The 23,506-nt window shown below is 70.5% G+C and carries 25 protein-coding genes; 17 read left to right on the forward strand and 8 right to left on the reverse strand.

The window, feature by feature from the left end:
• Positions 1-117: 117 nt before the first annotated feature.
• Complete coding sequence (locus H1D24_RS23235; RefSeq protein ID WP_181659587.1) at positions 118-804, reverse strand: hypothetical protein; 687 nt, start codon at positions 802-804, stop codon at positions 118-120.
• 176 nt (positions 805-980) lie between these two features.
• Positions 981-2,306: a DUF2252 domain-containing protein gene (locus tag H1D24_RS23240; RefSeq protein WP_181659588.1), complete on the reverse strand. Its 1,326-nt coding sequence runs from the start codon at positions 2,304-2,306 to the stop codon at positions 981-983.
• 451 nt (positions 2,307-2,757) lie between these two features.
• Between H1D24_RS23240 and dnaE the strand changes: the two genes are divergently transcribed.
• Positions 2,758-6,294 carry a DNA polymerase III subunit alpha gene (gene dnaE, locus H1D24_RS23245; protein ID WP_181659589.1) on the forward strand — a complete coding sequence of 1,179 codons (3,537 nt, stop codon included), beginning with the start codon at positions 2,758-2,760 and terminating at the stop codon, positions 6,292-6,294.
• 98 nt (positions 6,295-6,392) lie between these two features.
• Here dnaE and H1D24_RS23250 read toward each other — a convergent pair whose 3' ends face one another.
• A complete protein-coding gene (locus tag H1D24_RS23250) occupies positions 6,393-6,563 on the reverse strand; it encodes a hypothetical protein (protein WP_181659590.1) in 171 nt (56 codons plus the stop codon).
• 282 nt (positions 6,564-6,845) lie between these two features.
• Between H1D24_RS23250 and H1D24_RS23255 the strand changes: the two genes are divergently transcribed.
• The 4 genes from H1D24_RS23255 to H1D24_RS23270 all read left to right on the forward strand — a co-directional run bounded on the left by H1D24_RS23255 (position 6,846) and on the right by H1D24_RS23270 (position 10,973).
• Complete coding sequence (locus H1D24_RS23255) at positions 6,846-8,072, forward strand: NYN domain-containing protein (protein WP_181659591.1); 1,227 nt, start codon at positions 6,846-6,848, stop codon at positions 8,070-8,072.
• 277 nt (positions 8,073-8,349) lie between these two features.
• Entirely contained in the window at positions 8,350-9,372 is a 1,023-nt protein-coding gene (locus tag H1D24_RS23260; RefSeq protein WP_374064304.1) for an ABC transporter ATP-binding protein, read from the forward strand.
• 82 nt (positions 9,373-9,454) lie between these two features.
• Positions 9,455-10,291 (forward strand): ABC transporter permease, encoded by an 837-nt coding sequence (locus H1D24_RS23265; protein ID WP_246458579.1) that lies wholly within the window; start codon positions 9,455-9,457, stop codon positions 10,289-10,291.
• A 34-nt stretch (positions 10,292-10,325) separates the two neighbouring features.
• Positions 10,326-10,973, forward strand: coding sequence for an AAA family ATPase (locus H1D24_RS23270; protein WP_181659592.1), 648 nt, complete (start codon positions 10,326-10,328; stop codon positions 10,971-10,973).
• Positions 10,974-11,118: 145 nt separating this feature from the next.
• Here the strand turns inward: H1D24_RS23270 and ybaK are convergent, their stop codons facing one another.
• From ybaK to H1D24_RS23290, 4 genes are all read right to left on the reverse strand, one after another.
• Positions 11,119-11,622 (reverse strand): Cys-tRNA(Pro) deacylase, encoded by a 504-nt coding sequence (gene ybaK / locus H1D24_RS23275; RefSeq protein ID WP_181659593.1) that lies wholly within the window; start codon positions 11,620-11,622, stop codon positions 11,119-11,121.
• A gap of 64 nt (positions 11,623-11,686) precedes the next feature.
• Entirely contained in the window at positions 11,687-12,427 is a 741-nt protein-coding gene (locus tag H1D24_RS23280) for an LON peptidase substrate-binding domain-containing protein (RefSeq protein WP_181659594.1), read from the reverse strand.
• Positions 12,428-12,455: 28 nt separating this feature from the next.
• The gene (locus H1D24_RS23285; protein ID WP_181659595.1) at positions 12,456-13,487 is read right to left on the reverse strand and encodes a hypothetical protein; all 1,032 of its coding nucleotides are present in this window, start codon (positions 13,485-13,487) and stop codon (positions 12,456-12,458) included.
• A gap of 165 nt (positions 13,488-13,652) precedes the next feature.
• A complete protein-coding gene (locus H1D24_RS23290) occupies positions 13,653-15,170 on the reverse strand; it encodes an oxidoreductase (RefSeq protein WP_258564258.1) in 1,518 nt (505 codons plus the stop codon).
• Positions 15,171-15,480: 310 nt separating this feature from the next.
• Here H1D24_RS23290 and hisD point away from each other — a divergent pair, with 310 nt between their 5' ends.
• The 11 genes from hisD (at position 15,481) to H1D24_RS23345 (ending at position 22,282) form a co-directional block, all read left to right on the forward strand.
• Complete coding sequence (gene hisD, locus H1D24_RS23295) at positions 15,481-16,806, forward strand: histidinol dehydrogenase (RefSeq protein WP_181659597.1); 1,326 nt, start codon at positions 15,481-15,483, stop codon at positions 16,804-16,806.
• Complete coding sequence (locus H1D24_RS23300) at positions 16,803-17,924, forward strand: histidinol-phosphate transaminase (protein WP_181659598.1); 1,122 nt, start codon at positions 16,803-16,805, stop codon at positions 17,922-17,924. The genes hisD and H1D24_RS23300 overlap by 4 nt, the downstream gene beginning before the upstream one ends.
• On the forward strand, positions 17,921-18,514 hold the full coding sequence (hisB, locus tag H1D24_RS23305) for an imidazoleglycerol-phosphate dehydratase HisB (RefSeq protein ID WP_010987556.1): 594 nt from the start codon (positions 17,921-17,923) through the stop codon (positions 18,512-18,514). The genes H1D24_RS23300 and hisB overlap by 4 nt, the downstream gene beginning before the upstream one ends.
• Before the next feature lie 4 nt (positions 18,515-18,518).
• Positions 18,519-18,683 carry a CG2302 family histidine operon protein gene (locus tag H1D24_RS23310; RefSeq protein WP_181659599.1) on the forward strand — a complete coding sequence of 55 codons (165 nt, stop codon included), beginning with the start codon at positions 18,519-18,521 and terminating at the stop codon, positions 18,681-18,683.
• Positions 18,680-19,345, forward strand: coding sequence for an imidazole glycerol phosphate synthase subunit HisH (gene hisH / locus H1D24_RS23315; protein ID WP_181659600.1), 666 nt, complete (start codon positions 18,680-18,682; stop codon positions 19,343-19,345). The genes H1D24_RS23310 and hisH overlap by 4 nt, the downstream gene beginning before the upstream one ends.
• Positions 19,345-20,097, forward strand: a complete 753-nt coding sequence (gene priA, locus H1D24_RS23320; protein WP_181659601.1) for a bifunctional 1-(5-phosphoribosyl)-5-((5-phosphoribosylamino)methylideneamino)imidazole-4-carboxamide isomerase/phosphoribosylanthranilate isomerase PriA — start codon at positions 19,345-19,347, stop codon at positions 20,095-20,097. The genes hisH and priA overlap by 1 nt, the downstream gene beginning before the upstream one ends.
• Positions 20,094-20,489, forward strand: a complete 396-nt coding sequence (locus H1D24_RS23325) for a RidA family protein (protein ID WP_181659602.1) — start codon at positions 20,094-20,096, stop codon at positions 20,487-20,489. The genes priA and H1D24_RS23325 overlap by 4 nt, the downstream gene beginning before the upstream one ends.
• Positions 20,490-20,493: 4 nt before the next feature.
• Positions 20,494-21,249, forward strand: coding sequence for an imidazole glycerol phosphate synthase subunit HisF (gene hisF / locus H1D24_RS23330; protein ID WP_181659603.1), 756 nt, complete (start codon positions 20,494-20,496; stop codon positions 21,247-21,249).
• A gap of 79 nt (positions 21,250-21,328) precedes the next feature.
• The gene (locus H1D24_RS23335) at positions 21,329-21,562 is read left to right on the forward strand and encodes a type II toxin-antitoxin system VapB family antitoxin (RefSeq protein WP_181659604.1); all 234 of its coding nucleotides are present in this window, start codon (positions 21,329-21,331) and stop codon (positions 21,560-21,562) included.
• 94 nt (positions 21,563-21,656) lie between these two features.
• Complete coding sequence (locus H1D24_RS23340) at positions 21,657-21,875, forward strand: DUF2191 domain-containing protein (RefSeq protein WP_181659605.1); 219 nt, start codon at positions 21,657-21,659, stop codon at positions 21,873-21,875.
• On the forward strand, positions 21,872-22,282 hold the full coding sequence (locus H1D24_RS23345) for a PIN domain nuclease (RefSeq protein WP_181659606.1): 411 nt from the start codon (positions 21,872-21,874) through the stop codon (positions 22,280-22,282). The genes H1D24_RS23340 and H1D24_RS23345 overlap by 4 nt, the downstream gene beginning before the upstream one ends.
• 29 nt (positions 22,283-22,311) lie before the next feature.
• Here the strand turns inward: H1D24_RS23345 and H1D24_RS23350 are convergent, their stop codons facing one another.
• The gene (locus tag H1D24_RS23350) at positions 22,312-22,947 is read right to left on the reverse strand and encodes a TIGR03085 family metal-binding protein (protein WP_181659607.1); all 636 of its coding nucleotides are present in this window, start codon (positions 22,945-22,947) and stop codon (positions 22,312-22,314) included.
• Between the two features lie 193 nt (positions 22,948-23,140).
• On the opposite strand from H1D24_RS23350, the gene hisI reads away from it, so the two are divergent.
• Entirely contained in the window at positions 23,141-23,506 is a 366-nt protein-coding gene (hisI, locus tag H1D24_RS23355) for a phosphoribosyl-AMP cyclohydrolase (RefSeq protein ID WP_181659608.1), read from the forward strand.

Below are 23,506 nucleotides of genomic sequence, written 5' to 3' on the forward strand. Positions count from 1 at the left end.
CGTCCTGCGTACGCGGGGATTGAGGCGGCTGACCGCTCAGGGGCTGACCGCTCAGGGGGCCGACCGCTCAGGGGCCGACCGCTCAGGGGGCCGACCGCTCTACTCTGACCGCACTGATCAGGCGAAAGCAGGCGAGCGCGGCGGTCCGCGTCGTCCCACGGAGTGCACCAGGAAGCGCGTGAGCGCTGTGCCCACCCGGTGCGCGGGCCGTGCCCTGCGGTGCCCGGGTGCCTGATGCGCCGTCACGGCGGCGACCGCGATCAGCAGCGGCCGGAACGTACACGCCGCCACGGCCCTCAGCAGCTGGGCCAGCGCCCGCTCGCCGCGCCGCAGCCACGCGGCCGCCAGCAGACCGACGCCGACATGGGCGCCGAGCAGCAGCCAGGCGGTGGCCGGGTCGGCGTGTGCCAGCAGCGCAGCGGCCCGGCCGGTGTCCCCGCCCGCCACCTGCGCCAGCGGGGAGCCCACATCGCCGCCGCCGCACAGCACGTCGAGCCCGACCGAGCGCAGCGGGCCGGCGACCGGGCCACCCGCCCTGCCGTAGCAGACGTGCTGGCCCGCGGTGAACACCGTGTCGGCGGCCAGCTCCAGTGGGATCAGCAGCGCTGCGATCTGCCCGTACCCGCGCTCGCGGCCCGCGAGCGCGTAGGCGACGGCGAACACGACGGCGGCGATGATCGCGACGGTGGCCAGCGGCAGCGGCGTCCGGGACAGCAGGACGTGCGACGCGACGGAGAGCAACACGACGAGTGCCGTGAAGACCGTCGCGCGCAGGGTTCTGAGCGCTGTCTCGGATATGCCCACGAGGATCGGTTTCTTTCGGGCCGGGGGCCCGGGGGTTGTCCCCCGGGAATTGCAGCCGGGCAGGCGGTCCGGGGGTAGCCCGGGAAATGCAGTATCGCGGAGGAGTGTGCCATGGGATCTCATAAGGGACCCCTAAAGGATCCCTGTGAGCGTCCCGGCGGCTACAGAGCCGATGCCTAAAGACCCGGAATCCGGCCGTTACGGAAAAGGTCGAGGAAGATCTGGTGGTCGGCACGCGCGCGTGCGCCGTAGCTGTGCGCGAACTCCACGAGCAGCTCGCCGAAGCCGTCCTCGTCGGCCGCGATCGCCGCGTCGATGGCACGCTCCGTGGAGAAGGGGACCAGGGACTCGCCGGACTGGTCGTCGGCGGCCGAGTGCATCGTGGCGGTGGCGCGGCCCAGGTCGGCGACCACGGCGGCGATCTCCTCCGGGTCGTCGATGTCGGACCAGTCCAGGTCGACGGCGTACGGCGAGACCTCGGCGACCAGCTGGCCGGCACCGTCCAGCTCCGTCCAGCCGAGCCACGGGTCGGCGTGCGCCTGCAGGGCGCGCTGCGAGATCACCGTGCGGTGGCCCTCGTGCTGGAAGTACTCGCGGATGGCCGAGTCGGTGATGTGCCGCGAGACGGCCGGGGTCTGGGCCTGCTTGATGTAGATCACGACGTCGTTCTCGAGGGCGTCGCTGTTGCCCTCCAGCAGGATGTTGTACGACGGCAGGCCCGCGGAGCCGATGCCGATGCCGCGGCGGCCGACGACGTCCTTCACGCGGTACGAGTCGGGACGGGACAGGGACGACTCCGGCAGTGTCTCCAGATAGCCGTCGAAGGCGGCCAGCACCTTGTAGCGCGTGGCCGCGTCCAGCTCCAGCGAACCGCTGCCCGGCGCGAAGCGGCGCTCGAAGTCGCGGATCTCGGTCATCGACTCGAGCAGCCCGAAGCGGGTCAGCGAGCGGGCGTCGCGCAGCGCGTCCAGGAGCGGGCCCTCGGCCGTGTCCAGCGTGAACGGCGGCACCTCGTCGCTCTTGGCGCCGGTCGCCAGGGCGCGGATGCGCTCGCGGTACGCCTCCGCGAAGACCCGCACCAGCTCGGTGATCTGCTCGTCGCTCAGCGCCTTCGCGTACCCGATCAGCGCCAGTGAGGCGGCCAGGCGCTTGAGGTCCCACGTGAACGGGCCCACATAGGCCTCGTCGAAGTCGTTGACGTTGAAGATCAGACGGCCCGTGGAGTCCATGTACGTGCCGAAGTTCTCCGCGTGCAGGTCGCCGTGGATCCACACACGCGCGGTGCGGTCGTCCAGGTACGGGCCGCCGTGCTTCTCGGACTCCAGGTCGTGGTAGAAGAGGCACGCCGTGCCCCGGTAGAAGGCGAAGGCGGAGGCCGCCATCTTCCGGAACTTCACGCGGAACGCCGCGGGATCGGCGGCCAGCAGCTCGCCGAAGGCGGTCTCGAAGACGGCAAGGATCTCGTCGCCGCGCTGCTCGGCGCTGGGCTGCGGGACCGACATCGCTGGGTGCCTCCTGGTACGGCTGGTGTGCGTGGTGTCTGGGACGGCGTTCCGTCCACTTCCAACGGACGACAGTACGCGTCAGTGCCCGCCCTGTGGTCACTGCTGCGGCACGCGGGCGTGGCCGGTGTGTGTCCGGCGGTGGTACGCAGGGGCGTGTCCCGCGAGCGTCCGGCGTTGGTACGCGGGCCGTGCCCGGCGTGTGCCTGGCGCTCGTACGCGGGCGTGCCCGGCGTGTGTCTCGCGGTCGTACGCGCGCGGCCCGACGCGTGTCGCGCAGTGGTACGCGCGCGGCCCGACGCGTGTCGCGCAGTGGTACGCGCGCGTGCCGGGCGGCGCGCCGGATCGCGTCGCTCGTGTCCCTGGAGTGGCCTCGTCTGTCAGTACCCGGGCATAGACTTCGAGGCTGTCCCCCCGACTGTCGTCGATGCTTGCCGTTGGAGGCCAGACCGTGTCGAAGCCGCCGTTCACGCACCTGCACGTGCACACCCAGTACTCGCTGCTGGACGGTGCGGCGCGGCTCAAGGACATGTTCAACGCGTGCAACGAGATGGGCATGACGCACATCGCCATGTCCGACCACGGCAACCTCCACGGGGCGTATGACTTCTTCCACTCCGCGAAGAAGGCCGGGGTTGTCCCGATTATCGGGATCGAGGCATATGTCGCCCCCGAGTCCCGGCGTAACAAGCGCAAGATCCAGTGGGGCCAGCCGCACCAGAAGAAGGACGACGTGTCCGGTTCGGGCGGTTACACGCACAAGACGATCTGGGCGGCGAACGCGACCGGTCTGCACAACCTCTTCCGGCTCTCCTCCGACGCGTACAAGGAGGGCTGGCTGCAGAAGTGGCCGCGCATGGACAAGGAGACCATCTCGCAGTGGTCGGAGGGGCTCATCGCGTCCACCGGCTGCCCCTCGGGTGAGCTCCAGACGCGGCTGCGCCTCGGCCAGTTCGACGAGGCACTGAAGTCGGCCGCCGAGTACCAGGACATCTTCGGCAAGGACCGGTACTTCCTGGAGTTGATGGACCACGGCATCGAGATCGAGCGCCGCGTCCGCGACGGCCTCCTCGAGATCGGCAAGAAGCTCGGCATCCCGCCGCTGGTCACCAACGACTCGCACTACACGTACGCGCACGAGGCGGGCGCGCACGACGCGCTGCTGTGCATCCAGACCGGCAAGAACCTCTCCGACCCGGACCGCTTCAGGTTCGACGGCACGGGCTACTACCTGAAGTCCACGGACGAGATGTACGCCATCGACTCCTCGGACGCCTGGCAGCAGGGCTGCGCGAACACGCTGCTGGTCGCCGAGCAGATCGACACCACCGGGATGTTCGAGAAGCGCGACCTCATGCCCAAGTTCGACATCCCGGAGGGCTACACCGAGGTCACCTGGTTCCAGGAGGAGGTGCGGCGCGGCATGGAGCGCCGTTACCCCGGAGGCATCCCGGAGGACCGCCAGCGGCAGGCGGACTACGAGATGGACGTCATCATCCAGATGGGCTTCCCCGGCTACTTCCTCGTGGTCGCCGACTTCATCATGTGGGCCAAGAACAACGGCATCGCGGTGGGCCCGGGCCGTGGTTCGGCGGCCGGCTCGATCGTGGCGTACGCCATGGGCATCACCGACCTCGACCCGATCCCGCACGGCCTGATCTTCGAGCGGTTCCTCAACCCCGAGCGCGTCTCGATGCCCGATGTCGACATCGACTTCGACGAGCGTCGGCGCGTCGAGGTCATCAGGTATGTGACAGAGAAGTACGGCGCCGACAAGGTCGCCATGATCGGCACGTACGGCACCATCAAGGCCAAGAACGCGATCAAGGACTCCGCGCGCGTCCTCGGCTACCCGTACGCGATGGGCGACCGCCTCACCAAGGCCATGCCCGCCGACGTCCTCGGCAAGGGCATCCCGCTCTCCGGCATCACCGATCCGCAGCACCCGCGGTACAGCGAGGCGGGCGAGATCCGTGGGATGTACGAGAACGAGCCGGATGTGAAGAAGGTCATCGACACCGCCAAGGGCGTCGAGGGCCTGGTCCGGCAGATGGGTGTGCACGCGGCCGGCGTGATCATGTCCAGCGAAACCATTACCGACCATGTCCCGGTGTGGGTGAGGCACACCGACGGCGTGACGATCACGCAGTGGGACTACCCGAGCTGTGAGTCGCTCGGCCTGCTGAAGATGGACTTCCTGGGCCTGCGCAACCTCACGATCATGGACGACGCCGTCAAGATGGTGAAGTCCAACAAGGGCATCGACATCGATCTGCTGAGCCTTCCGCTCGACGATCCGACGACGTTCGACCTGCTCCAGCGCGGTGACACCCTCGGTGTCTTCCAGTTCGACGGCGGCCCGATGCGGTCCCTGCTGCGGCTGATGAAGCCCGACAACTTCGAGGACATCTCCGCCGTCTCGGCCCTGTACCGGCCGGGCCCGATGGGCATGAACTCGCACACCAACTACGCGCTCCGCAAGAACGGCCAGCAGGAGATCACCCCGATCCACCCCGAGCTGGAGGCCCCGCTCAAGGAGGTCCTGGACGTCACCTACGGCCTGATCGTCTATCAGGAGCAGGTGCAGAAGGCCGCCCAGATCATCGCCGGCTACTCGCTCGGCGAGGCCGACATCCTCCGCCGCGTGATGGGCAAGAAGAAGCCCGAGGAGCTGGAGAAGAACTTCGCGATCTTCCAGGCCGGCGCGCGGAAGAACGGCTACAGCGACCAGGCGATCCAGGCCCTGTGGGACGTGCTGGTCCCCTTCGCCGGATACGCGTTCAACAAGGCGCACTCCGCGGCGTACGGCCTCGTGTCGTACTGGACCGCGTATCTGAAGGCCAACCACCCCGCCGAGTACATGGCGGCGCTGCTCACCTCCGTCAAGGACGACAAGGACAAGTCGGCCGTCTACCTCAACGAGTGCCGCCGCATGGGCATCAGGGTGCTGCCGCCCAACGTGAACGAGTCCGAGCACAACTTCGCCGCGCAGGGCGACGACGTGATCCTCTTCGGCCTGTCCGCGGTGCGCAACGTCGGCACCAACGTGGTCGAGTCGATCATCCGCTGCCGCAAGGCCAAGGGGAAGTACACGTCCTTCCCTGACTACCTCGACAAGGTCGAGGCGGTCGTCTGCAACAAGCGCACCACCGAATCGCTCATCAAGGCGGGCGCGTTCGACACCATGGGGCACACCCGCAAGGGCCTCACCGCGCAGTACGAGCCGATGATCGACAACGTGGTGGCGGTCAAACGCAAGGAGGCCGAGGGGCAGTTCGACCTCTTCGGCGGCATGGACGAGGACACCAGCGAGCCGGGCTTCGGGCTCGACGTCACCTTCTCCGAGGACGAGTGGGACAAGACGTATCTGCTCGCCCAGGAGCGGGAGATGCTCGGTCTCTACGTCTCCGACCACCCGCTCTTCGGCATCGAGCACGTCCTGTCCGACAAGACCGACGCGGCCATCTCCCAGCTCACCGGAGGGGAGCACGCCGACGGCGCCGTGGTCACCATCGGCGGCATCATCTCCGGCCTGCAGCGCAAGATGACCAAGCAGGGCAACGCGTGGGCGATCGCGACCGTGGAGGACCTGGCCGGTTCCATCGAGTGCATGTTCTTCCCGGCCACGTACCAGCTGGTGTCCACGCAACTCGTCGAGGACGCCGTGGTGTTCGTCAAGGGCCGGCTCGACAAGCGCGAGGACGTGCCGCGGCTGGTCGCGATGGAACTGATGGTCCCGGACCTGTCCAACGCAGGCGCCAACGCCCCGGTGGTCATCACCATCCCGACCACGCGCGTGACCCCGCCGATGGTCAGCCGCCTCGGCGAGATCCTCAGCCACCACAAGGGCAACAGCGAGGTGCGGATCAAGCTCCAGGGCGCCAGCAAGACAACGGTGCTGCGGCTCGACCGGCACCGGGTCCAGCCCGACCCGGCGCTCTTCGGCGACTTGAAGGTGCTGCTGGGCCCGTCCTGCCTGGCGGGCTGAACCGAGGCACGTCGGAGCAGGAACAGTTGAGGGGCGCACCCGACATCGGGTGCGCCCCTCCTGGCGTGCCTACGGCGCGTGAGCCTTACGGAAAGGCGTCAGTTGTGGCCGAAGCGGCGCTGCTGTTTACGGGCAACATCAGCGGGGTTGCCCTGCGGTATCTCCGAGTGCGCTTCGGTCGCGACCGATTTCGCCTCCTGCGCCGCGTGCTCGGCCTGCGAAGCGCGACCCTGCTGGGCACCCTGCTTGCGGTTCTTGTTCTTGGCCATGGTGATCTGCCTCCTGTGGGGGATCTGGGGGCCAGAGACGGGACCAGATTCACATACGATGACAAGCGCCGCATTTCAGAGAATTACCGTGCGTAATAAGGGATGCAGGGAAGCAATCCGCCGAGACGCCACGCCGAAGATCGAGTTCGGGCCGTTAACACCCGCATGGTCGGGCAGACTCGAAGGAAACCCGAAGCAGACCCGCACTCGTGTCAATTGCGGGCCTCCGAAGAACCTTGAGGGAAACCTCGAGGAAATCCCCAGGGAAAGAGGGTGGATCGCGTGGACCGCTGCATCGTCCTGGTGGACGCCGGGTATCTGCTGGGGGCCGCCGCGAGTCTCCTCGCCGGGGAGCCGTCCCGGTCCCGGATCACCGTCGACCACGCCGCCCTCATCCAGGGGCTGCGCGAACGCGCCGAGTCGGATACGGAACGGCCGCTGCTGCGCATCTACTGGTTCGACGGCGCCCCCGACCGCGTGCCGCAGCCGGAACACCGCAGGCTGCGCGTGATGCCGCGGGTGACCGTCCGGCTCGGCGCCCTGACCCGCAGCGACGGGCGCTGGGCGCAGAAGGGCGTCGACGCCGCGATGCACGCCGAGCTCACCGAACTGGCACGCAACCGGGCCTGCTCCGATGTGGTGCTGGTGACCGGCGACGGTGATCTGCTGCCCGGCATGATGGCGGCGAAGGAGCACGGGGTCGCCGTGCATCTCTGGGCCGTCCAGGCCGCCGACGGCGACTACAACCAGTCCGAGGACCTGGTCGCGGAGGCAGACGAGCGGCGCGTCCTCGACCGGGCCTGGATCACCAAGGCCGTACGGGCCAAGGAGCTCGGCGGGATCTGCACGACGCCGCCCGCGCCCCGCCCCGAGATCGCCGCGATCCTCTCCGCGCCGCTGCCCGAGTCGGCGCTCGCCGCGGCGGGCGAGCGGCCTGACGGTGAGCCGTCCGGGGTGCAGCACCCGCCGGCGGCCCGTACGGGAAACGGGACGGGCGAACGCGGCCCGGCCGCCGCCAAGGGGGTGCCCACACCGAAGGACCTGGCCGCCCTGCGCGGCCCCGGCACGCAGGCGGCGCAGCATCCCGCGACCGCGACGCTGCGCTGGTCGTCCGACAAGGGCTGGGTCGACCGCACCGGCATCGCCGAGCCCGCGGAGGCGGCGTCGCTGCCGACGCTGGCCCAGCTCACGACCGCGGAGCAGGGGTGGGCCGACCGCGAGGAGGACATCACGACGGTCGGCGGCGACCCCTACGAGGTGGGGCAGGTCTTCGCCCGCCGCTGGATGGAGCGGCTGCCGGACCAGAACCATGTGCAGAGGCTGTCCACCATGTATCCGCGGATTCCGCACCGGATCGACGGGGAGCTGCTGCGGTATGCGGCGCGTTTTGGGCTGCTCGCCCATAAGGATGACCAGATCGATGAGCATGACCGGTATGCGATTCGGGCGGGGTTCTGGCGGGAGGTCGATGCGCGGACCGCGGCGGAGCACGCCCCTGCCGGGGAGTGATCGGGCACCCCTTGCCGGGGGCGCCCGGGGGTAAGGCGGTGTACCCGGCGTCGTGGGCCCCGCCTGTGCCCACCCTGCCCCAAGCTCTCGGCTTCTCCCCCAGTGCCTCAGGGCCTGGGAGGGACCCCCAGAGCAGGGGGACCCTCATCGCCCCTGGCGGACGACTGCCCACAGGCCGGGCAGTACGACTCCTCACAGGCGGTCCCGTCGGCTCGGCGGCGCGGGGGCTCGGCCCCGGCGCAACCGCCGAGGCTTCGACCCCTTAGGCTCGTCCCTTGTGAGTACGCGCACCGCACTGTCAGGACACGGTATCGATGCCGTGTGCGCCGTGCGGGGGCTGGTGAAGACCTATCCCGCCACGCGCGGGCGGCGCGGGGCGCCCGGGGCGCCCGAGGTGCGGGCCACCGACAGCGTCGACCTCGACATCCGGCGCGGTGAGATCTTCGGGCTGCTCGGGCCGAACGGCGCCGGCAAGTCCACCCTCGTACGCCAGCTGACCGGGCTGATGCGGCCCGACACCGGAAGCATCGGCATCCTCGGTCACGACATCGTGCGCCACCCCGAGCGGGCAGCGCGGATCCTCGCCTACCTCGGGCAGGAGTCCACCGCCCTCGACGAGCTGACGGTGTCGCTCGCCGCCGAGACCACCGGGCGGCTGCGCGGACTCGACGCGCGGAGTGCACGGGCCGAGCGGGACGCCGTCCTGGACGAACTCGGTCTTGGCAGCCTTGCCGGGCGGCCGCTCAAGAAGCTCTCCGGCGGGCAGCGGCGCCTCGCCTGCTTCGCCGCCGCGCTGGTCGGCGAGCGCCCGTTCCTCGTGCTCGACGAGCCGACGAGCGGCATGGATCCCTTGGCGCGCCGCGCCGTGTGGGCCGCCGTCGACAGGCGCCGCGCCGAGCGCGGCACGACGGTGCTGCTCGTCACCCACAACGTCATCGAGGCCGAGACGGTCCTCGACCGGGTCGCGGTCCTCGACCGCGGCCGCGTCATCGCCTGCGACACCCCGGCCGGGCTGAAGGAGAAGGTCGCCGGGGAGGTGCGGGTGGAACTCGTGTGGCGCGAGCGGGCGCCGCTCGACGTACCGGAGGTCGCCGCGCTGCGCGGCTTTGCCGTCGAGTCCGGCCGCCGCTGGGCGCTGCGCCTGGCCCCGGACGAGGCCCGTGCCGCGGTCGCCGCGGTCACCGGCGGCGCCGCTTTCGCGGCCCTCGACGACTTCACGCTCGCCACACCGAGCCTGGAGGACGTCTACCTCGCCCTCGGCGGCAGCGAGAACAGCGTGAAGGGCTTGGTGAAGTCGTGACGGCTGTCCACGGTGTGACCTGGGCCGATGGCGCACACAGCGCACACGGGAGCGTCGACGGCCCGGACAGGAGTGGTGTGCGATGAGTGCCGTGCCCTTGGAGGCCCCCGTCCATGCGGGCGGCGGCAGCGACGGTGGCGGCGGAGAGGCCGTCCGCGGTGCCGCCGCGGTGCTCGCACCGCCCGCCCGCCTGTTTCCCGCCCTCGCGGCCGTATACAAGGCGCAGCTCTCCCGGGCGCGGGTCGCCCGGATTCCGCTTCTCTTCGTGGCCACGTTCCAGTCCATCGGGATCATGATCCTGATGCGGGGCGTCGTCGACGGCGGGGGAGAGGCCAGGGCCGTCGTGGCCGGGTCATCCGTCCTGGTCGTCGCGTTCGTCGCGCTGAACCTGCTCGCCCAGTACTTCGGGCAGCTCAGGGCGGACGGGGGGCTCGACCACTACGCGACGCTGCCCGTGCCGCCCGCCGCCGTCGTGCTGGGCGCCGCGGCCGCGTACGCCTCCTTCACCGTGCCCGGCACGCTCGTCACCGCCGTCGTCGGCTGCACCCTCTTCCAGCTGCCGCTCGCGCACCTGTGGGTGCTCGCCGCGGTGATCCCGCTCGCGGGTGCCGCGCTCGCCGGGCTCGGCGCCGCCCTCGGGCTGCTCGCGCCCCGGCCCGAGCTCGCCACTTTGCTCGGACAGCTGGGCATGTCCGCCGCGCTGCTGCTCGGCGTGCTTCCTGCGGACCGGCTGCCGTCCGTCGTGCAGTACGCGCGTGACCTGCTGCCCTCCACGTACGGCGTGGAGGCCTTCGCCCGCACCTTCGGCCCGCACCCCGACTGGGCCGCGGTCCTCCTCGACCTCGCCGTCTGCGCGGGTGTCGGCGTCGTGTCGCTGACCGTGGCCACCATGGCGTACCGCCGGGCAGCCGTCCGGTGACGCGTCCGGCGGCCCGGGCTGGCACGATGTCAGGGTGACCGCACCGCTGACGCCACCGCCGCACCAACCGCCCCCGCACAACCCCTGGCAGGCCCCGCCCGCCGGAGGACATGCGGTGCCTCCTGTCTCGTACGCATACGAAGAGGACGGCCCCGGGATGAAGACCGAACTGCGGCAGGCCGCCCTGATCACGGTCGCGGTGGCCGTCGGCGGTGTCCTGCTGGGACTGCTGTGGCTCTGGCTTGCGCCGCGTGTCCCGCTGGTCGCCGACGACAGCGCCGTCTATCTGAAGGACACCGAGGGCGAGCAGGCGATCGCCGTCGACGGCACCTTCACCCTGCTCGCGCTCGCCTTCGGTGCGGTCAGCGGGCTCGTCGTCTTCGCTGTACGCAGGCGCGGCGGCGTCCCGCTGGTCGTCGGCCTCGCCCTGGGCGGGCTGCTCGGCTCGGTGCTGGCCTGGCGGCTCGGCGTCTGGCTCGGGCCGGCGCAGGACGTGGTCGCGCACGCCAAGGCCGTCGGCAAGGGCGTCACGTTCGAGGCTCCGCTGAAGCTGAACGCCAAGGGGGCGCTGCTGGCGTGGCCCGTTGCGGCCATGGCCGTGCATCTTGGGCTGACCGCGCTGTTCGGGCCGCGGGATCCTGAGCCGTACCCCGGGCCGTACGGGGCCCAGCCGCAGCCGTAGGAGGCACCCGCTGTCGTGGTGTTGTGCCACCACCCCTCCCCCAGCTACCTCCCCCAGACTCCATCCGGGAGGTGCCCCCAGGAGGTGCCCCCAGAGGCACAAGCCCTGCGGAACGCCTGCGCACAACTACGTCAACGGCGGTGCGTCACGCGCGGCCGATCGGGGCCACGACCGCGTCCGTGAGCGTCGCCAGATCACCCGGGGCGAGTTCGATCTCCAGGCCCCGGCGCCCCGCCGAGACGCAGATCGTTTCGTGCTTCTCCGCGGACGCGTCGAGCACCGTGCGTAGCTTCTTGCGCTGGCCCAGGGGTGAGATGCCGCCGCGGACGTACCCGGTGGTGCGTTCCGCGGCCGCCGGGTCGGCCATCGCCGCGCGCTTGCCCGACACCGCCGACGCCAGCGCCTTCAGGTCGAGTGAGCCGGAGACCGGCACGACGGCGACCGTGAGCTCGCCGTCGACCTCGGCGACGAGGGTCTTGAACACCCGCTCCGGCGACACCCCCATGGCCTCGGCCGCCTCCTCACCGTAGGAGGGGTGCGCCGGGTCGTGCTCGTACGCGTGGACCGTGAAGGACGTGCCCGCGGCGGTGAGGGCCACGGTCGCCGGGGTCCCCCCGGACTGGTTCTGCTTCTTCGACTTCTTCGCCATCCGGCTTCTCCGCTGCGGCAGTTGAGACTTGTCGTCCGTCGACCGTCGTCGACGCCCCTACGCGTCAGTTGAGGCTGGTCGGCGCGCGGGTCAGGTCGTTCGCCGGCAGCGACGGCAGATGACGGATGATCGCCGTCTCGGTACGCAGCAGCCTCAGTTCGTCGCGCAGCCGCGACGCCGTGTCCGGCGCCTGCAGCAGTCGCTGCTTCGTCGGGGTGTCGAGCATCGCCGCCGCGGCCACCAGATACGACACGACCGACGGCTCGTCCGGCAGCTCCGCGCCCGTCGACAGGGACCGCTCGCGCGCCCCGGCCAGCCGCTTCTGGTACGTACGGAAGGCGCGCAGCACCCCCTCGGCCAGGGCGCCGGCCTCGTCGCCGGGCTCCTCCGCCAGCTCCTCGAGTTCGGCGGTCAGAAACGGCCCGGAGGCGTCGACCGAGTGCAGCCGGACCCGGGTGGTGCCGGTCGCCAGCACCTCGAAGGTGCCGTCCTCGCGCTCCCGTATGGTCGCCGCGTCCGCGATGCAGCCCACGCCGTGGAACGCCTTCACCGGGTCGTCGCCGAAGCCGGCTGCCGGGCCGCGTTCGGGCGGTGCGGTCTGGTCGGGCAGGCCGGGTGCGCTGGGCGCCACCTCGTGGCCGTCGCGGATCGCGACGACGGCGAACCTGCGTGGTTCGCCCTCGGGCGTCTTGAGAAGCTCGCGCATCATGGCGCGATAGCGCTCCTCGAAGATGTTCAGAGGCAGGACGAGCCCCGGGAACAGCACCGAGTTCAGAGGGAAGAGCGGGAGCCGGACGGTGGTCACGACGTAAAAGACTAATGGTCGCCGGGCACTAGTGACCGCCGGTGCCCTTCTGCACGGGGCGGCTGCGCAGCGGCATGGCGGAGGCGACCGCTATGCGGACGCCGTCACGCAGCTCCAGGAACTGTCCGAGCGGATCGTCCGAAACCCGGTCCCAGGGGAACGAGGTCGCGTACGGGCCGGTCAGCCGCAGCTGCTCCAGGGCGTCGTCCCAGCGCTCCAGCCGGACGAGGACGTAGACGAGGAGATTGCGGACCTCCGCGGGCCAGGGGTCCGCGGCCGCGTACTCGTACGACAGCGCGATCGCGAGATCGGCGGCCGCATCGAGACGCTCGCGGGGCACCAGCGCGGCGAGACCGACCGGGCCGCCGCTCGGATCGCTCGTCAGATACGCGAAGGCGGCGCGCACGGGAAGCGCCTGCACCAGGGAACCGGGCAGCGCGTCCTGGGCCGCCCGCTCGGCGAAGTCGAAACACTCGCGGTGCGAGCCGTACCAGGCGGCCGACAGGTACTTGAGCGCCGCCACATGGCAGCCGTAGTGGTGCGGCGAGCGGCGCACCGCCTCCGTCCACAGCTCCTCGAAGACGGTGTGCGGGGCGTTGGTGCCGCGGGCGTGGTCCAGGGCGATGCGCCAGGGCACCGGGTCGCGGTGGTCGCCGTCCGCGGCGGCGGCGATCAGCGGGGCCACCTCGCGCAGCAGCTCGGCGCGGGCCGGGGACTCCCAGCCGCGGGCGACGGCGAGCTGCGCCTTCACCAGCAGCGCGTCGGGGTCGTGCGGGGCGGCGAACTGCCAGTACGCGAACCACTCGGGGCGGGACTGCGCGAAGCTCGCGAGACGCATCACGTACCGGTCGCGGTTCTCCCACTCGGCGGCCTCGCGGGTCCCTGCCAGCAGCTTGGCTGCCATGTCGTACTCGCCCCGGCCGGCGGCGACGAGGGCGGGTGCGAGGCGGTCGTCGGGTGCGTCCAGGAGCACCTCGTCGTCGGCGGGCAGACCCGCGGCGAGGCGCGCGGTGTGCCTGGCCATGCGGGCGGCGCGAAGCAGCGCGTGCAGCAGTGCCATGGTGCGGCCACACCTCTCTTTGCGCCTGAACCGGCGACTGTTCTTTGCGCCTAAACCGGCGCCGCTCTCGCGGACCTGGTTGCTCGCCGTCGGGGTTCCTCAATTGATGGTTGCGGTGTGAAGACCGCTGAAATGCAGCGATGGTTGTCCGCGCCCGATAACGGTTCAGCCTCTGCGCAGCAGCCGCGTTGCCCCCGCCGCCACGGTCGTCGCCAGGATCCAGCCCACGATGATCAGCGCCGCCGCGGCCCACTGCCAGCCGCTGTGCAGCTTCCAGTAGCCCTCCTGGCCGAGGTCGATGACGGGCAGCAGCAGGTCCAGCGCGAACAGCGAGGCGTTCCAGTCCGGATGCTCCCCGCCGCCCTTGAGGGGCGGATGGTCGGCCTGCGAGAACGCCACCGCGCTCACCGCCCACAGCACGGTCATCCACACGGCGGCCCGCCCGGGCCGGTACCCGTACGCGACCGTCCAGTCCTGCACATATCCCCACAGCTTCCCGGCGAGCGGCAGCGTCTCGCGGCGGCGGCGCTGCTTGGCGAGCAGCACCTCGCGGGCGTCGGCGTCCTCACCGCTGTTGCGCAGCACCGTCGCAAGCCGCTCGTACGGCTCCGGGTTGTACTCGGGCGTGGCCGCGGCCACCCAGTCCAGCCGGCGTGCGAGGGGGAAGCTCCGGCGCGGCACCAGGTTCTCGTACGCGAAGCCGCCCATGGCGAGACCGCCGGGGCCGGGCCAACTGGCCGCCATGTCCACGAGATTGACGATCCTCGCCCCGGACAGCACGACCCGGCCGCGCTCGGGCCGGCGGCCGAGGAAGCGCAGCTCGGGCGTCTGTATGCGGCGCAGCGACAGCTCCTGGACGTCCTCCATGACGAAGTGCGCCTGTTCCAGGTCGACGGCGTCACCGAACCGCCCGTCGTCGAGCCGGATCCCGCCCAGGCACTCGAAGTGCTGGACCCGGGTGCCGCGGGCCGGCGTCGTGCCGCTCGTCAGCACGGGATTGCCCAGGCCCGCCGGGGTCAGATAGAGGGAGCGCTCCACAGTCAGCTGGGGGGCGTTCAGCGCCCTGCGGCCCCCGGGGTTGGCCAGCCGACTGCCGCGCAGGCTCAGCGAGACGCCGACCTTCGCGCCGCGCAGGCTCAGCTCGCCGTGCGCCTGGAGCATCTCGGCCTGCAGATCCTGGCCCACGGTCAGCCCGTCCGCCATGATCGAACGCCCGCGCCGGTCCCGGTGCACGACTGCCTGGTTGAGCAGCAGATCCGTGCCGATCTGGGCGTCCGTCAGACGTATCCCGTTGTGAAAGCGGCACCGCGGCAGATGCAGATCGCCCTCCGTGTGCACACGGGCCGCCTCCAGCCGGGGGATCGAGCAGTCGACCAGCCGGACCGTGGTGAACCGGGCCTCCGGCAGCAGGATCTCCTTCTCGAACCGGCACGCATTCATCTCGACATACGGGACGACCGTCCCGCCCGCGAGATCGAGAAGGTCCGTGATCCGCACCCCCACCAGCTTCAGCGCGGAGACGCGCCCGGCCAGCGCGGGCGGCCCGTCCAGCAGCAGCCAGCACACGATCCGCGCCCGCACGCTGCGCTCCGGGCCCCATGCGTGACTGCCGTGCGGATCGTCGACGGTCCGGTCGCCGCTGCTCAGGTCGTACACCGCGCCGCTGCGGAACGCCTGCCACATCCCGCGCTCGACGTCTGTCAGACCCTCCGGCGGCTCGCCGGTGCCCGTGGTGTCGACCACGTCTCTTCTTCCTCCCCGTTTGAACAGAACCTCAGCTACTCGTGGGTTCGTACAACCGGTCATGCCCGCTCCGTGACCGGCTGAACGCTCGGAGTGGCGATTTCGTGTGCGAATACGGAGGGCCTGTGCCGACCGGACCAGGCCGCACAGCCGGTAGCTGCGGACCATCCGTATCAGTGGATGCCGACGTTTGTATCAGTCACTGATACAGACGTCCGGGCGCCGGCGCCGGTCTGAGAGAATTGGCCATGTGATCTCCCGAATCGATCTGCGCGGCGACGCCCTTCCCGAGGGCCCCGCCCTGCGCGACCTGCTGCCCCGAGCCGACTTCGACGTAGCGGCCGCCCTGGAGAAGGTGCGTCCGATCTGCGAGGCCGTGCATCATCGGGGCGACGCGGCGCTGATCGACTACGCGGAGAAGTTCGACGGCGTACGCCTTGACCAGGTGCGGGTCCCCGCGGCCGCGCTGACCCGGGCGCTCGAGGAGCTCGACCCCGCCGTGCGCGCGGGCCTGGAGGAGTCCATCCGGCGCGCCCGCATCGTCCACCGCGAGCAGCGGCGCACCACGCACACCACGCAGGTCGTGCCCGGCGGCACGGTGACCGAAAAGTGGGTGCCGGTCGAGCGCGTCGGCCTGTACGCGCCGGGCGGCCGGGCTGTCTACCCCTCGTCGGTGATCATGAACGTGGTCCCGGCGCAGGAGGCGGGCGTCCCGTCCATGGCCCTCGCCTCACCCGCGCAGAAGGACTTCGGCGGCCTCCCGCACCCGACGATCCTCGCCGCGTGCGCGCTCCTCGGCATCGACGAGGTGTACGCGGCCGGCGGCGCCACGGCCGTCGCCATGTTCGCGTACGGCACGGAGTCCTGTGCCCCGGCCAACATGGTCACAGGACCCGGCAACATCTGGGTCGCCGCGGCCAAGCGGTACTTCACGGGGCGTATCGGCATCGACGCCGAGGCCGGGCCGACCGAGATCGCGATCCTCGCCGACGACACCGCCGACCCGGCGCACGTCGCGTCCGACCTGATCAGCCAGGCCGAGCACGACCCGCTCGCGGCCGCCGTCCTCGTCACCGACTCCCCGGACCTCGCGGACGCGGTCGAGAAGGAGCTGGAGCCGCAGGTCGCCGCCACCAAGCACATCGAGGACCGGATCGGCCCGGCCCTGAGCGGCAAGCAGTCCGCGATCGTGCTGGTCGACGGCCTGGAGGAGGGCCTGCGGGTCGTCGACGCGTACGGCGCCGAGCACCTCGAGATCCAGACCGCGGACGCGGTAGCCGTGGCGGACCGGGTGAAGAACGCCGGCGCGATCTTCGTCGGCCCCTGGGCGCCCGTCTCGCTCGGCGACTACTGCGCGGGCTCCAACCACGTCCTGCCGACCGGCGGCTGCGCCTGCCACTCCTCGGGCCTGTCTGTGCAGTCGTTCCTGCGCGGCATCCACATCGTGGACTACACGCGCGACGCGCTCGCGGAGGTCGCGCACCACGTGGTGACGCTGGCCGAGGCGGAGGACCTGCCCGCGCACGGTGCGGCGGTCAAGGCGAGGTTCGGATGGAAGGTTCCGGAGAGCAAGTGAGCGACGTAAAGATCGACGACCTGCCCATCCGGGACGAGCTGCGCGGCAAGTCCCCGTACGGGGCGCCCCAGCTGGACGTGCCGGTCCGGCTGAACACCAACGAGAACCCGTATCCGCTCCCGGAGCCGCTCGTCGAGCGGATCACCGAGCGTGTGCGCGAGGCCGCGCGGAACCTGAACCGCTACCCCGACCGGGACGCGGTCGAGCTCCGCACCGAGCTGGCCAAGTACCTGACGAAGACCGGCAAGTACCTGGTCGGCGTCGAGAACGTGTGGGCCGCCAACGGCTCCAACGAGGTCATCCAGCAGCTGCTGCAGACCTTCGGCGGCCCCGGCCGCACGGCCATCGGCTTCGAACCCTCGTACTCGATGCACGGGCTGATCGCCCGCGGCACCGGCACCGGCTGGATCTCGGGGCCGCGGAACGACGATTTCACGATCGACGTGGCCGCGGCCGAGAAGGCCATCGCCGAGCACCGGCCCGAGGTCGTCTTCATCACCACGCCCAACAACCCCACGGGCAACGCGGTCCCGCCCGAGACGGTCCTCGCGCTGTACGAGGCCGCGCAGGCGGCCAAGCCGTCCATGGTCGTGGTCGACGAGGCGTACATCGAGTTCAGCCACGGCGACTCGCTGCTGCCGCTGCTCGAAGGACGGCCGAACCTCGTCATCTCGCGGACGATGTCCAAGGCGTTCGGCGCGGCCGGGCTGCGCCTCGGCTATCTCGCCGCGCACCCGGCGGTCGTGGACGCCGTCCAGCTCGTACGGCTGCCGTACCACCTGTCGGCCGTCACCCAGGCCACCGCGCTGGCCGCTCTCGAACACACCGACACGCTGCTGAAGTACGTCGAGCAGCTGAAGGCCGAGCGAGACCGGCTGGTCGCCGAGCTGCGCGCCATCGGCTACGACGTGGTCGAGTCCGACGCCAACTTCGTCCAGTTCGGGCGGTTCGAGGGCGACGGCGGCGCGCACGCGGCCTGGCAGAAGATCCTCGACCGGGGCGTCCTGGTCCGGGACAACGGAGTACCGGGGTGGCTGCGGGTCAGCGCCGGCACCCCCGAAGAGAACGACGCGTTCCTCGACGCGGTCCGTGAGTTGAAGAAGGAGCAGAGCGCATGAGCCGCGTAGGCCGTGTTGAGCGCACCACCAAGGAGACGTCCGTCCTGGTCGAGATCGACCTCGACGGCAGCGGAAAGGTCGACGTGTCGACCGGGGTCGGCTTCTACGACCACATGCTCGACCAGCTCGGCCGCCACGGCCTGTTCGACCTCACGGTGAAGACCGAGGGCGACCTGCACATCGACTCGCACCACACCATCGAGGACACCGCGCTCGCGCTGGGCGCCGCCTTCAAGCAGGCCCTCGGCGACAAGGTGGGGATCTACCGCTTCGGGAACTGCACTGTTCCTCTGGACGAGTCGCTCGCCCAGGTGACCGTCGACCTCTCCGGCCGCCCGTACCTCGTGCACACGGAGCCCGAGAACATGGCGCCGATGATCGGCGAGTACGACACGACGATGACCCGGCACATCCTCGAGTCCTTCGTCGCCCAGGCGCAGATCGCCCTGCACGTCCACGTGCCGTACGGGCGCAACGCGCACCACATCGTGGAGTGCCAGTTCAAGGCCCTTGCGCGGGCGCTGCGTTACGCCTCCGAGCGTGACCCGCGCGCGGCCGGCATCCTGCCGTCCACGAAGGGCGCGCTGTAATCCCATGAACGGACTCTCCACCGTCCTGATCGTCGTCGGGCTCTTCCTTCTCGGCGGCATCTACTCCTTCGTCAAGCAGCAGATGCCCAAGAGCCTCATCGTGCTGCTGTCCATCGGCGCCGCGATGTGTCTCGTGGCGGGCGTCCTCCGGCTGGAGGTGTGGAATTGAGTACTTCTGCGACCCCTTCGACCTCCCCTGCAAAACGAGTAGTCGTCTTTGACTACGGCTTCGGGAACGTACGCTCCGCCGAGCGTGCCCTCGCCCGCGCGGGCGCCGATGTCGAGATAACGCGTGACTTCGACAAGGCCATGAACGCCGACGGGCTCCTCGTCCCCGGTGTCGGTGCCTTCGCCGCCTGCATGAAGGGGCTGAAGGAGGCCCGCGGCGACTGGATCATCGACCGCCGTCTCTCCGGCGGGCGCCCGGTGATGGGCATCTGCGTCGGCATGCAGATCCTGTTCGCGCGCGGCATCGAGCACGGCGTCGAGACCGAGGGCCTCGACGAGTGGCCCGGCTCCGTCGAGCCGCTCCAGGCCGAGATCGTCCCGCACATGGGCTGGAACACGGTCGAGGCCCCGGCCGGCACGGAGCTGTTCAAGGGCCTGGACCCCGACGCCCGCTTCTACTTCGTGCACTCCTACGCCGTCCACGACTGGTCCATGGAAACCGCGAACCCGGCCATGCGCGCCCCGGTCGTCACCTGGTCCACGCACGGCAAGCCGTTCGTGGCGGCCGTCGAGAACGGCGCCCTGTGGGCCACGCAGTTCCACCCCGAGAAGTCCGGCGACGCCGGAGCGCAGCTGCTCAAGAACTGGATCGGAACCCTCTGATGCCCTCGACGTCTTCCTCTTCCGCTTCCGCGAAGCTCGAGCTCCTCCCCGCCGTGGACGTCCGCGATGGCCAGGCCGTCCGCCTCGTGCACGGCGAGTCCGGTACGGAGACCTCGTACGGCTCCCCGCTGGAGGCCGCCCTCGCCTGGCAGCGGTCCGGTGCCGAGTGGCTGCACCTCGTCGACCTGGACGCCGCGTTCGGCACGGGCGACAACCGCGAGCTGATCGCCGAGGTCGCCAAGGCCATGGACATCAAGGTCGAGCTGTCCGGCGGCATCCGCGACGACGACACGCTCGCCGCCGCCCTCGCCACCGGCTGCACCCGCGTGAACCTCGGCACGGCCGCCCTGGAGACCCCCGAGTGGGTCGCCAAGGTCATCGCCGAGCACGGCGACAAGATCGCCGTCGGCCTCGACGTACGCGGCACGACCCTCCGGGGCCGCGGCTGGACCCGCGACGGCGGTGACCTCTACGAGACGCTGGAGCGCCTCAACAAGGAGGGCTGCGCGCGGTACGTGGTCACGGACATCGCGAAGGACGGCACCCTGCAGGGCCCGAACCTGGAGCTGCTGAAGAACGTGTGCGCGGCCACCGACCGCCCGGTCGTGGCCTCCGGCGGCGTCTCGTCCCTGGACGACCTGCGGGCGATCGCCGAGCTCGTCCCGCTGGGCGTCGAGGGCGCGATCGTGGGCAAGGCCCTGTACGCGAAGGCGTTCACGCTGGAAGAGGCCCTGGAGGCTGTGGCGTCATGACGTCCGATGCCGTGCGGCGCGTGCAGAGCGGAACGCCCTGGGAGGACTCCATGGGCTTCGCACGCGCCGTCGCGGCGGGCGACCGCGTCCTGGTCGCCGGCACGACGTCCTTCAAGGGCAGCGTGCTGTACGGCGAGGGCGACCCGTACGAGCAGGCCAAGGTGGCCTTCTCGCACGCACTCGAAGCGATCGGCGAGTTCGGGCTCGGCATCGAGTCCGTGGTCCGTACGCGTATGTATCTGACCCATGCACGGGACGTCGACGAGGTGGGCCGGGCCCACAAGGAGCTCTTCGACTCCGTACGCCCGGCCGCGACCATGCTGGTCGTGGAGGGTTTCGTCGACTCGCGCATCCTGGTCGAAGTAGAACTAGAAGCTTTCAGAGGAGCCTGAGGCCATGACCCTGGCGGTCCGAGTCATCCCCTGCCTGGACGTGGACAACGGCCGGGTCGTCAAGGGCGTGAACTTCCAGAACCTGCGCGACGCGGGCGACCCCGTCGAGATGGCGAAGGTGTACGACGCCGAGGGCGCGGACGAGCTCACGTTCCTGGACATCACGGCGTCGTCGGGCAACCGCGAGACCACGTACGACGTGGTGCGCCGCACCGCGGAACAGGTGTTCATCCCGCTCACCGTGGGCGGCGGTGTACGCACCCCCGAGGACGTCGACAAGCTGCTGCGCGCCGGCGCGGACAAGGTCGGCGTCAACACGGCGGCGATCGCCCGCCCGGACCTGATCCGCGAGATCGCCGAGCGGTTCGGCCGCCAGGTGCTGGTCCTGTCGGTGGACGCCCGCCGGACCCCGTCGGGGAGCTTCGAGGTGACGACGCACGGCGGCCGCAAGGGCACCGGCATCGACGCCGTCGAATGGGCCCACCGCGCGGCCGAACTCGGCGCGGGCGAGATCCTGCTCAACTCGATGGACGCCGACGGCACGAAGGACGGCTACGACATCGAGATGATCGAGGCCGTCCGCAAGCACGTGACCGTCCCCGTCATCGCCTCCGGCGGCGCGGGCAAGCTCGCCGACTTCCCGCCGGCGATCGCGGCGGGCGCGGATGCGGTGCTGGCGGCGTCGGTGTTCCACTTCGGGGATCTGCGGATCGGTGAGGTGAAGGAGACGTTGCGGGCGGCGGGGCACCCCGTGCGGTGAGGCAGGCGCAAACCGCCGCTTGCCGTGATGCATGCGCGGCACCTTGGTTGTGTACATCGCACACGGGAGGTGGTGCTCCATGTCCGTCACGCAGATCGACCTGGACGAGGAGGCGCTGGCTGAGGCCATGCGGCTGATGGGCTCGACGAGCAAGCAGGACACGGTCAACGCGGCCCTGCGCGACTACGTGGCCCGGGTGCGTCGACTGGAGGCCGCAGAGAAGCTGGCCGCGCGTGGCGCCGCGGGCGAGTTCGACCAGGCAGCGGCGGCCCATGAGGCGGCCAAGGGCGCTCGGCGGGCGGCTTTCAAGTGATTGGAACCCCGCGCTGAATCGGCCGGTGGACGCCGGAACCTGGGCTAGATATATTGTTGCTACCTCGTATATCTCCGTGCCTGAGGAGGCTGGCATGTCCAAGACGCTGGTGGACGTCGATGACCAGATGCTGGCCTTCGCACAGCAGCAGCTCGGTACGGCGACGAAGCGCGACACCATCAATCGAGCACTTTCCATAGCTGCCGCGATCAGCGCGGATGACCGCGCCCGCGCGCTGCGGTGGCTTCAGGACAACGCCGATCAGTTCCTCGACTTCGAGGTGCTCGAGGAGCGGGAGCGATCAGGCCTGTGAGCTACCTTGCCGACACCTCGGCGGTCTGGCGGATGCTGCGGCGGCAGATCGGTGATCCCTGGCCCGAGCGAGTGGCCCGGGGACTCGTCTCCATCTGCCCGCCTGTTGAGTCCGAGCTGATGCCTGGTCTGCGGGCGGATCGGGATTACGAGCCGTTCTTCACCATGCTCGGTCGGACCTTCGGCTGGGTTCCCGCTCTTGAGGAGCCATGGCCGAAGGTGACCGCGGTCCAGCGCGATCTGGTGAGGATCGGCCATCATCGTGGGCCCTCGCCCATGGACATCCTCATCGCACTGACAGCCGAACAGCATCGTCTGACTCTGCTGCACGTGGACGACGACTTCGGTTCGATCGCCAAAGTGCGCCCGGACATCTCCATGATCCGGCTCCAGCCCCTGACCGGCTGAAGGCCGCTCCAGGGACCCGGCAGGGCGGCTCAGATCCCCAGTTGCTTCGTCTCGTGCAGCTTCGCGATCGCGTCCTTGTCGCCCTCCAGCTCCACGTTCGCCGCCTCCTGGCGGCCGAACGCGAACATCGTCAGCTCGCCCGGTTCCCCGGTGACCGTGACGACCGGAGTGCCGCGCTTGCCCACGGCCGTCTGGCCGTTCGGGCGGCGCAGGACCAGGCCCGACGTCGCACCGCGGCACAGGACGCGGGCCGAGCGCTCCAGGCGGGACCAGAGGGCGTCGGCGAAGACCGGGTCGAGCTCGCGCGGGGTCCAGTCGGGCTGGGCGCGGCGCACGTCCTCGGCGTGGACGTAGAACTCCACGGCGTTCGCCGCCTCGTCGATCTGCTTCAGCGCGAACGGCGAGAACCGCGGCGGACCCGTGCGGATGAGCTGGATCAGTTCCTCGTACGGCTTGGCGGCGAACTCCGCCATCACCCGCTCCAGGCGGGGCGCCAGTGGTTTGATCAGGGCTCCGCCCGCCGCGTCCGGGCGGCGCTCGCGCACCACGACGTGCGCGGCGAGGTCACGGGTCTGCCATCCCTCGCAGAGGGTGGGCGCCTCGGGCCCCGCCGCCTCCAACAGGTCGGCGAGGAGCAGTCGTTCGCGCTTGGCATGGGTCGACATGGGGCCAAGGGTACGGCCGCGCCCCGGTGCCTGCCACGGTACCGGGGCCGTGCGGGCGCGCGCCTGGGCGGCGGGGCACGCGCGCGTGGGCCGATGCAGCCGTGTGCGCGGACCGTCATCTGCCCCGCCCGCGGGCTGTCCACCGGGCGGACGGCGCGCCGCGTTGTCGTACCCATCCCGCACAATGGCACCCATGAGCAGCACGCCCCCTCCCAGCAGCCTGGACCCGGAGATCGCCGCGCGCCTCAAGCGCAGCGCGGACGGGCTCCTGCCCGCCATCGCCCAGCAGTACGACACCGGTGAGGTGCTGATGCTCGGCTGGATGGACGACGAGGCGCTGCACCGCACGCTCACCACGGGGCGGTGCACGTACTGGTCGCGCAGCCGCCAGGAGTACTGGGTCAAGGGCGACACGTCCGGACACTTCCAGCACGTCAAGTCCGTCGCCCTCGACTGCGACGCCGACACCGTGCTCGTGAAGGTCGACCAGGTCGGCGCCGCCTGTCACACGGGCGCCCGTACGTGCTTCGACGCCGATGTCCTCCCTCTGAGTCAGTAA

Origin of the sequence: Streptomyces himalayensis subsp. himalayensis (assembly GCF_013778455.1) — a bacterium.
GTDB lineage: Bacteria > Actinomycetota > Actinomycetes > Streptomycetales > Streptomycetaceae > Streptomyces > Streptomyces himalayensis.